Origin of the sequence: Planococcus sp. APC 3900 (assembly GCF_030407735.1) — a bacterium.
In the GTDB taxonomy this organism is placed as follows: domain Bacteria; phylum Bacillota; class Bacilli; order Bacillales_A; family Planococcaceae; genus Planococcus; species Planococcus notacanthi.
This window is the reverse complement of sequence record NZ_JASDCT010000017.1, coordinates 1-7,080: the sequence shown is the minus strand read 5'-3', so window position 1 is coordinate 7,080 and position 7,080 is coordinate 1. Positions and strand designations below refer to the sequence as shown.

Here is a 7,080-nt window from a genome sequence, read left to right as displayed (position 1 = left end):
CGTCCTGTAAAAGCAACTTCTATAATTTAACATCGTTCTCCGTAAGAGTCAAGCTTTTTTATTATTGTAAAAAACTTAATTTCCCTTAGCGACGTGTATTATCATAATACATTTCACTCGAAGATGTCAACGGTTAAAGCGAAAAAAGTTTAAAAAACTTAAATCTTCGTTTTGGCACTCCTTTAAATCATTATCCTTCCGCCATCCTCAATATGCAAACTCAATAAGAAAAGCTGCCTCCGAAAGACTAGACACCGCCTTTCAGCTGCAGCTCCTATTGGATTTTGCCCCTGCCCGCTCACCAGCCATAACAATGAACTACACAACCGCTCTTCTTCCACTTACAACTTCATATAGAAAAACCCATTGGAAAAGCGCATTGACCTCCGCCGCTTCAGAAAGAAACTTTTTGGTTTTAAAAGCCACAACTACAATCGATTAGTTTTTAACGTAATAATATCTATGGAAGATCCCTTCACTCTTGGTAGTCACTCCATTAATAAAAATCAGTTCTTTGTCTACAAGATATTCGATGAATACCTCGAGATTGGATGAGTAGTTTTTCAATTCTTCCTGCTCATGCAATTCCTGGATTGTCCAGCTGCTTTGTTTTTCCATGACTTCTCTTATATGAAGGGCTCCGTCCTGTGTCCGAGAATGAATGTAAAATTCACTGGCCAGAAACAATAATTCAAGCCGCTTATCGATTGGCTCATCACTCGATATCAATTCTTCATATAGTTTATAGATGGCTGGCTCCATTTGTTTCACTTGCGACCAGATCGTCACTTCTGGAGGCAAACCGTTTTCCAAAACCGCCAAACGCGCCAAATGGTGAAGCGACTCTACCATGTGGTGGTAAGCATCCATATAGTTTTTTTCTTCGAAGAACGTCTTTCCTTCCATATAACGGCGAATCAGTTTGGCAAATTCTATTCCCATTTTAATTTTGCGCCCGTAGAATGGATAATCCTTCAGTTCGGTTTTCAATTTTTCCATATACTCATTGCGGTCATATACTACACGGCCATAAAAAAGCCAGTCAACGATTTTCCTGTTTGTGCCAAGCAGCAGCCATTTATGTAATTGCTTCTCGGTAACAATGTGCATTGCAGCTTTCTTATCCAAATACGTGTAATGCTTTGTGAAGACAGGGGTATCATTTTCTTTGGTGATGATCAGCAGAATCGAATCAAATGTATCCGTAATCTGGCTGTCTTTTTCTCTTTTTTCGACTAAGATCACACCCAGCGTACTTTCCTGACTGGCGCGTTCCTGGTAAATAGGTCGTAGTATTTGTTCCATCAATTTTCACTCCTTGCTGTCTCTATCACATTCCGCCATCAAGTTGAACGGAGTGGCCCATAATGAACTGCAACTTGTTTCATTCCCTTAAATGTCTGCCGGGGTCTCCCCGCTCTCTTTATCTCAAACTTTGAAACCGGGTGCTCTGGTTTCTGTTATTCTCTATTTCGACATATTTATTGTCAATTCCTTCATTTCAAAATCGATATCACTTTTTAAGGGCAATTATGATATAGTATGATGGATGCAAGGAGGAAATAAACCATGAAACCTTATAAAAATAAAATCAACCGCATTCGGACGTTTGCGTTGGCTCTGATCTTTATCGGAATCGTTATTATGTACGTCGGTATTTATTTTAGAAATCACCCTGTTGTAATGGTGATCTTTATGCTGCTTGGTGTCATTGCGATCATCGGAAGTACAGGTGTCTATGCTTGGATCGGTTTGCTTTCCATGAAAACCATTCCTGTTGAATGCCCAAATTGCGGTAGACATACAAAAATGCTTGGCCGTGTAGATATCTGCATGCATTGCAACGAACCTTTAACAATGGATCGTTCACTTGAAGGCAAGGAGTTTGACCAGGATTATAACAAGAAAAGCTCACAACAATAAAAAAGAAGCATGCCGCGCAACAGCGGCATGCTTCTTTTTTTGCTATAAAATTCTTTATTGGGCTTTTGCTGTTTTGCCTAAACAGCCCTGACAAGTACCGTAGATTTCAAGACGGTGATAATCCACTTGGAATCCTGTAACATGAGAAGCCAAATGCTCGACTTCATCCAGTCCCGGATAATGGAAATCAACGATTTTGCCACAGTCATTACAGATAATATGATAATGATCATGCGTTACAAAATCAAATCGGCTTGAAGAATCTCCGTAAGTCAACTCTTTTACCAATCCTGCTTTTCTGAACACACGTAAATTATTATAAACAGTTGCAACACTCATATTAGGAAACGTTTTTTCAAGAGCGCGATAAATGTCATCCGCTGTTGGGTGTGTTGTTGAGTGAATCATATACTCCAAAATCGCGTGGCGTTGGGGTGTGATTCTTACACCTGTAGACTTCAAAGCATCAAGCGCGTCTTTTAATTGTACTTCAGACATCGCCGTGCACCTCACTTCATAGATATTCTTACATTGTAATCGTTATAAACAGTGTACCTAATAGGAGTGGGGGATGTCAAGAAATCACTATACTGCCGCCGTTTGCCACGCGTTTTTTCTATTGTTTTTCGTGAAGGCCCTTCTCTTTTCTTCCGAGGCGCTGATTGACCAGACGCGCTGCGACGAATAAAAAGTCTGATAGGCGATTCAAATAAGCCAGGACATTCGGCGAAACATCTTCCCCGATTGACAACGTTGAGCGTTCGGCCCGTCTGACGACAGTGCGCGCCACATGAAGGGCAGCTCCCGCTGGATGGCCACCCGGCAAAATGAAATTGCTGAGCGGTGGAACTTCAGCATCGTATAGATCGATCCACTGCTCGAGTTTAAAAACATCCTCTTCAGCCAATTTCCACTTTACTTCTTTGCCTTTCGGCGTCGCCAATTCCGCTCCCACGTGAAATAAAGTTGTTTGAATCTCATGAAAAACCTCTAAAAGCGCTTCTTTCTCGTCAAAGAATTCGGTATTCATGTGACCGACTGCCAAGCCGATCAATGAATTTGCTTCATCGCATGTTCCGTAGGCTTCTACTACCGCATCATTTTTGGCGACACGTGTTCCGTAAACCAAAGAAGTTGTGCCTTTATCACCGGTTTTCGTGTATATTTTCATTTTCAATACCCCTTTTCCATATTCACCAGATTTGCCGGGACGGTTTGGCCAGCCAACCACTCTTTGAGATTTGGAATAAAAACATCCAGGGCACGTTCCACATATTTACCTGAATGACTCGAGACATGAGGTGACACAATTACATTCTCCATTGACCAATAGGGATGGCCTTTTGGAAGAGGTTCCTGTTCAAAAACATCCAGCACTGCAAAAGCAACTTCTTCGTTTCGCAACGCATTCAGCAAAACTTCATCTGAAACCAAGTCGCCTCTTCCCAAATTCATGAACAAAGCCGTTTTTTTCATCGCTCGGAAATGCTCTTCCTTCAATAGATACTTGGTTTCTTGTGTACTGGGTAAAATTGAAATGATGTAATCCGCTTGCGGCAACTTTTCCAAGATGGTTTCAAAGGAAACCATTTCATCCATGTTGTCCCCTTGCGCTCCAGAGCGGTTACAGCCAATGGTGATGACGCCGAACGCCTGCAGCAGACGTCCGATTTCTGATCCGATCGCACCCGGTCCGAGAATCAGCGCCGTGGTACCATGCATTTCAGAAGAATGCGTTCTTCTGTTCCATTCCTTGTTACGCTGGTTCTCATAAATCGTCGGCAAGGAACGCTTCAATGCCAATAGATGGGCCAACGCAGATTCGGCCATCGGTATTTTGTGGATCCCTTTGACATTGGACACCGTAATGCCCCGCTCCGCAATGGCTTGATGCGGAAGCTTTTCAATTCCGGCACTGGCCACCATGATCCATTGCACCTTTTTGGCAGTTGCGATGTCTGCTGCCGTCAAGTCTTCTCCGTACGTGACAATGATGTCAGCAGACGGCAAACGTGTCTTGTCTTTATAGAGGAAATAGAAATCGATTTCCGGGAACTCAGTTTTCAACCTCTGTTGTTGATCTTCTTTTGGAATGAATGTAAACAGGATTTCCATGAATGTCTCCCTTCTTACTGCTTACTGATTTCTTTCAAGGTTTCCAGGACATCCTGGATGTGATTCGGCACTTTGACTTTGCGCCATTCTTTTACGATCATTCCTGTCGGATCGATCAAGTAAGTCGTACGTTCAATACCCATGAATTTCTTGCCGTACATATTCTTTTCAACCCAAACCCCGTAGTCTTCTGAAACCTTATGGTCTTCATCGACCAACAGCGAGAAGGGCAGTCCATGTTTTTCGATGAATTTGTTGTGGCGGTCTTCCGAATCTGCACTGACGCCAAGGATCACTGCATTGAGCGCAGAAAAATCAGCCTGGGCATCGCGGAAATCACAGGCTTGTGTCGTACAGCCGGGTGTCATGTCTTTTGGATAGAAATACAGCACGACGTATTTATCGCCGGCAAAATCCTGTAAAGAAACCATTTCCCCCGCTTCGTTCTTCAATGAAAAATCCGGTGCTTGTCTTCCTTCCAATACAGTCATTTTCAACACTCCTTTTCTTCTCTCTATCGTACCGAACCCCAGGCCCAGTTTCAATTTCTTTGGCGTTTAGGACTAAATTTGTCTACAATAAGGAATAGATTAATCATAGGAGGCAATTATTCAATGAATCATTCAGCATCAGAAAAGCTTCATGAAGAAGCATTAAAACACATTGTAGGTGGCGTCAACAGCCCATCCCGATCTTTTAAAGCCGTGGGCGGCGGTTCTCCAGTCGCTATGGAACGTGGAAAAGGCGCGTATTTTTGGGATGTCGATGGCAATAAATACATAGATTATTTAGCTGCTTACGGTCCAATCATCACCGGCCATGCACATCCGCATATCACGCAAGCCATCACACACGCTGCAGAAACCGGACTGCTGTACGGCACGCCAACACGGCATGAAGTCACTTTCGCTGAAATGCTGAAAGAAGCTATGCCTAATATGGACAAAGTACGTTTCGTCAATAGCGGAACAGAGGCGGTCATGACGACGATCCGCGTATCCCGTGCTTACACTGGACGGACAAAAATCATGAAATTCGCTGGCTGCTACCATGGCCACTCCGATCTGGTTCTTGTAGCTGCCGGATCTGGTCCTGCTACACTTGGAACTCCTGATTCAGCAGGTGTCCCAAAATCCATCGCTGAAGAAGTCATCACCATTCCATTCAATGATCCGCAAGCATTTGCTGAAGCCATGGAGCGTTGGGGCGAAGAAATTGCCTGCATCCTGGTTGAACCGATTGTCGGTAACTTCGGAATCGTCGAGCCGAAAAAAGGCTATTTAGAAGAAGTGCACCGTATCGCCCACGAAAAAGGCGCGTTGATTGTTTATGACGAAGTCATTACGGCTTTCCGTTTCCATTACGGCGGTGCACAGGATATGCTTGGCTTAACACCAGATTTAACGGCTCTCGGAAAAATCATCGGCGGCGGATTGCCGATAGGCGCATACGGCGGTAAAAAAGAAATCATGGATACAGTCGCTCCTTTAGGACCCGCTTATCAAGCCGGAACGATGGCTGGAAATCCTGCTTCAATTCAAGCCGGGATCGCCTGCTTGGAAGTGCTTCGCGAAGATGGCGTGTACGAGAAAATGGATAAACTCGGCGCACAACTCGAAAAAGGCATTTTGGCAGCTGCTGAAGAATTCGGTGTGACGATTACCCTTAATCGCCTAAAAGGCGCATTGACCATTTACTTTACGGATGTGAAGGTCGAAAACTACGAACAAGCAGAAGCTACTGATGGCGAAATTTTTGGCCGTTTCTTCAAATTGATGTTGCAGCAAGGCATCAACTTGGCTCCTTCAAAATACGAAGCCTGGTTCTTAACCACCGAGCATACCGAAGAGGATGTAGAAGTTTCCATTCAAGCGGTACGCGAGGCATTTAAACAGTTATAATTAGAATAAAACACATTGTGGGGAAGGAGTCCTTAAGTAAATGAAATTAGGTGCACGTATTTTAAAAACCGGCGTGGCCATTTCTATGGCCCTGTTCCTGGCCAGCTTACTGGAATTGCCCTCCCCTGTTTTCGCTGGAGTCGCAGCCATTTTCGCCATTCAGCCATCGATCTATCGGTCTTATCTGACTTTACTTGATCAGATTTACGGGAATTTGATTGGTGCCGCCATAGCCATTACTTTTGTGCTGACAATGGGCAGCAATTATCTAACCATCGGAGCAGCAGCCATTTTAGCCATCGTCCTGTTGCTGAAATTGAAACTGGAAAATACGGTATCCTTGACTTTGGTGACCATCATCATCATTATGGATTCCCACTCCGCCGACTTCATGACTTTCGCTTCATTGAGATTCGGTACTGTTCTGCTCGGGATTTTGTCAGCATTCTTCGTGAACCTTATTTTCTTGCCTCCTAAGTATGAAACACGGCTATTTACATCCATCCATGAAGTGAGCGAAGAAGTGATTCGGTGGATTCGCGTTTCCATCCGCCATGCGTCCGATCATGTTTCAGTGAAAGAAGACATTGATAAATTGACGGAAAAGCTCGTAAAAGTGGATCAATGGTATTCGTTTTACAAAGAAGAACGCAGTTATACAAAAAAACAGCAATACGTAAAAGCACGCAAATTGGTGTTGTACCGCCAGATGATTGCCACATCCAAGAAAAGCCTAGAAGTATTAAAGCGATTAAATCGTTTTGAGAACGAAATGATGGAGCTTCCTGAGCATTTCCATATGATGGTACAAGAACGTTTAGAGAGTCTGGCCAGCTACCATGAGCAACTTTATATGAAATATGTAGGCAAAATGCGCCCCGAACACAGTGAGGGCTCAGGCGCAGAGGCCATCATGAAACGCAATGAAGTGATGACGATTTTTGTAAAAGAAATAAACTTGGCACATGAAGAAAATGAAGATGAATTTTCGGTCTATCATTTAATGCATGTACTATCAGCCATATTGGATTATGAAGAACAATTAGAGCATTTGGATTTGCTGATTATCGCTTACTTGAATTACCATTCCGAAGAAGTGGACAGCGACCTTGAAAATGCCATTTAAAAAAACGTGCGGGGC

General features: G+C 43.6%; 8 protein-coding genes. 3 read left to right on the top strand and 5 right to left on the bottom strand.

Annotated features, from left to right (window positions below):
* Positions 1-438: 438 nt before the first annotated feature.
* Positions 439-1,305: a nucleotidyltransferase-like protein gene (locus QMA04_RS18025; protein ID WP_290187257.1), complete on the bottom strand. Its 867-nt coding sequence runs from the start codon at positions 1,303-1,305 to the stop codon at positions 439-441.
* Positions 1,306-1,569: 264 nt separating this feature from the next.
* On the opposite strand from QMA04_RS18025, the gene QMA04_RS18020 reads away from it, so the two are divergent.
* Positions 1,570-1,923 (top strand): YgzB family protein, encoded by a 354-nt coding sequence (locus tag QMA04_RS18020; protein WP_191716759.1) that lies wholly within the window; start codon positions 1,570-1,572, stop codon positions 1,921-1,923.
* A gap of 54 nt (positions 1,924-1,977) precedes the next feature.
* Here the strand turns inward: QMA04_RS18020 and perR are convergent, their stop codons facing one another.
* The 4 genes from perR to bcp form a co-directional block, all read right to left on the bottom strand.
* Complete coding sequence (gene perR / locus QMA04_RS18015; protein ID WP_290187256.1) at positions 1,978-2,421, bottom strand: peroxide-responsive transcriptional repressor PerR; 444 nt, start codon at positions 2,419-2,421, stop codon at positions 1,978-1,980.
* A 118-nt stretch (positions 2,422-2,539) separates the two neighbouring features.
* On the bottom strand, positions 2,540-3,094 hold the full coding sequence (locus QMA04_RS18010) for a cob(I)yrinic acid a,c-diamide adenosyltransferase (protein WP_203341335.1): 555 nt from the start codon (positions 3,092-3,094) through the stop codon (positions 2,540-2,542).
* 2 nt (positions 3,095-3,096) lie between these two features.
* Positions 3,097-4,038 (bottom strand): D-2-hydroxyacid dehydrogenase, encoded by a 942-nt coding sequence (locus QMA04_RS18005; RefSeq protein WP_290187255.1) that lies wholly within the window; start codon positions 4,036-4,038, stop codon positions 3,097-3,099.
* A gap of 14 nt (positions 4,039-4,052) precedes the next feature.
* A complete protein-coding gene (gene bcp, locus QMA04_RS18000) occupies positions 4,053-4,529 on the bottom strand; it encodes a thioredoxin-dependent thiol peroxidase (protein ID WP_290187254.1) in 477 nt (158 codons plus the stop codon).
* Positions 4,530-4,652: 123 nt separating this feature from the next.
* On the opposite strand from bcp, the gene QMA04_RS17995 reads away from it, so the two are divergent.
* Positions 4,653-5,939, top strand: a complete 1,287-nt coding sequence (locus tag QMA04_RS17995) for a glutamate-1-semialdehyde 2,1-aminomutase (RefSeq protein WP_191716764.1) — start codon at positions 4,653-4,655, stop codon at positions 5,937-5,939.
* A 40-nt stretch (positions 5,940-5,979) separates the two neighbouring features.
* Positions 5,980-7,065, top strand: coding sequence for an FUSC family protein (locus tag QMA04_RS17990; protein ID WP_290187253.1), 1,086 nt, complete (start codon positions 5,980-5,982; stop codon positions 7,063-7,065).
* Positions 7,066-7,080: the final 15 nt, after the last annotated feature.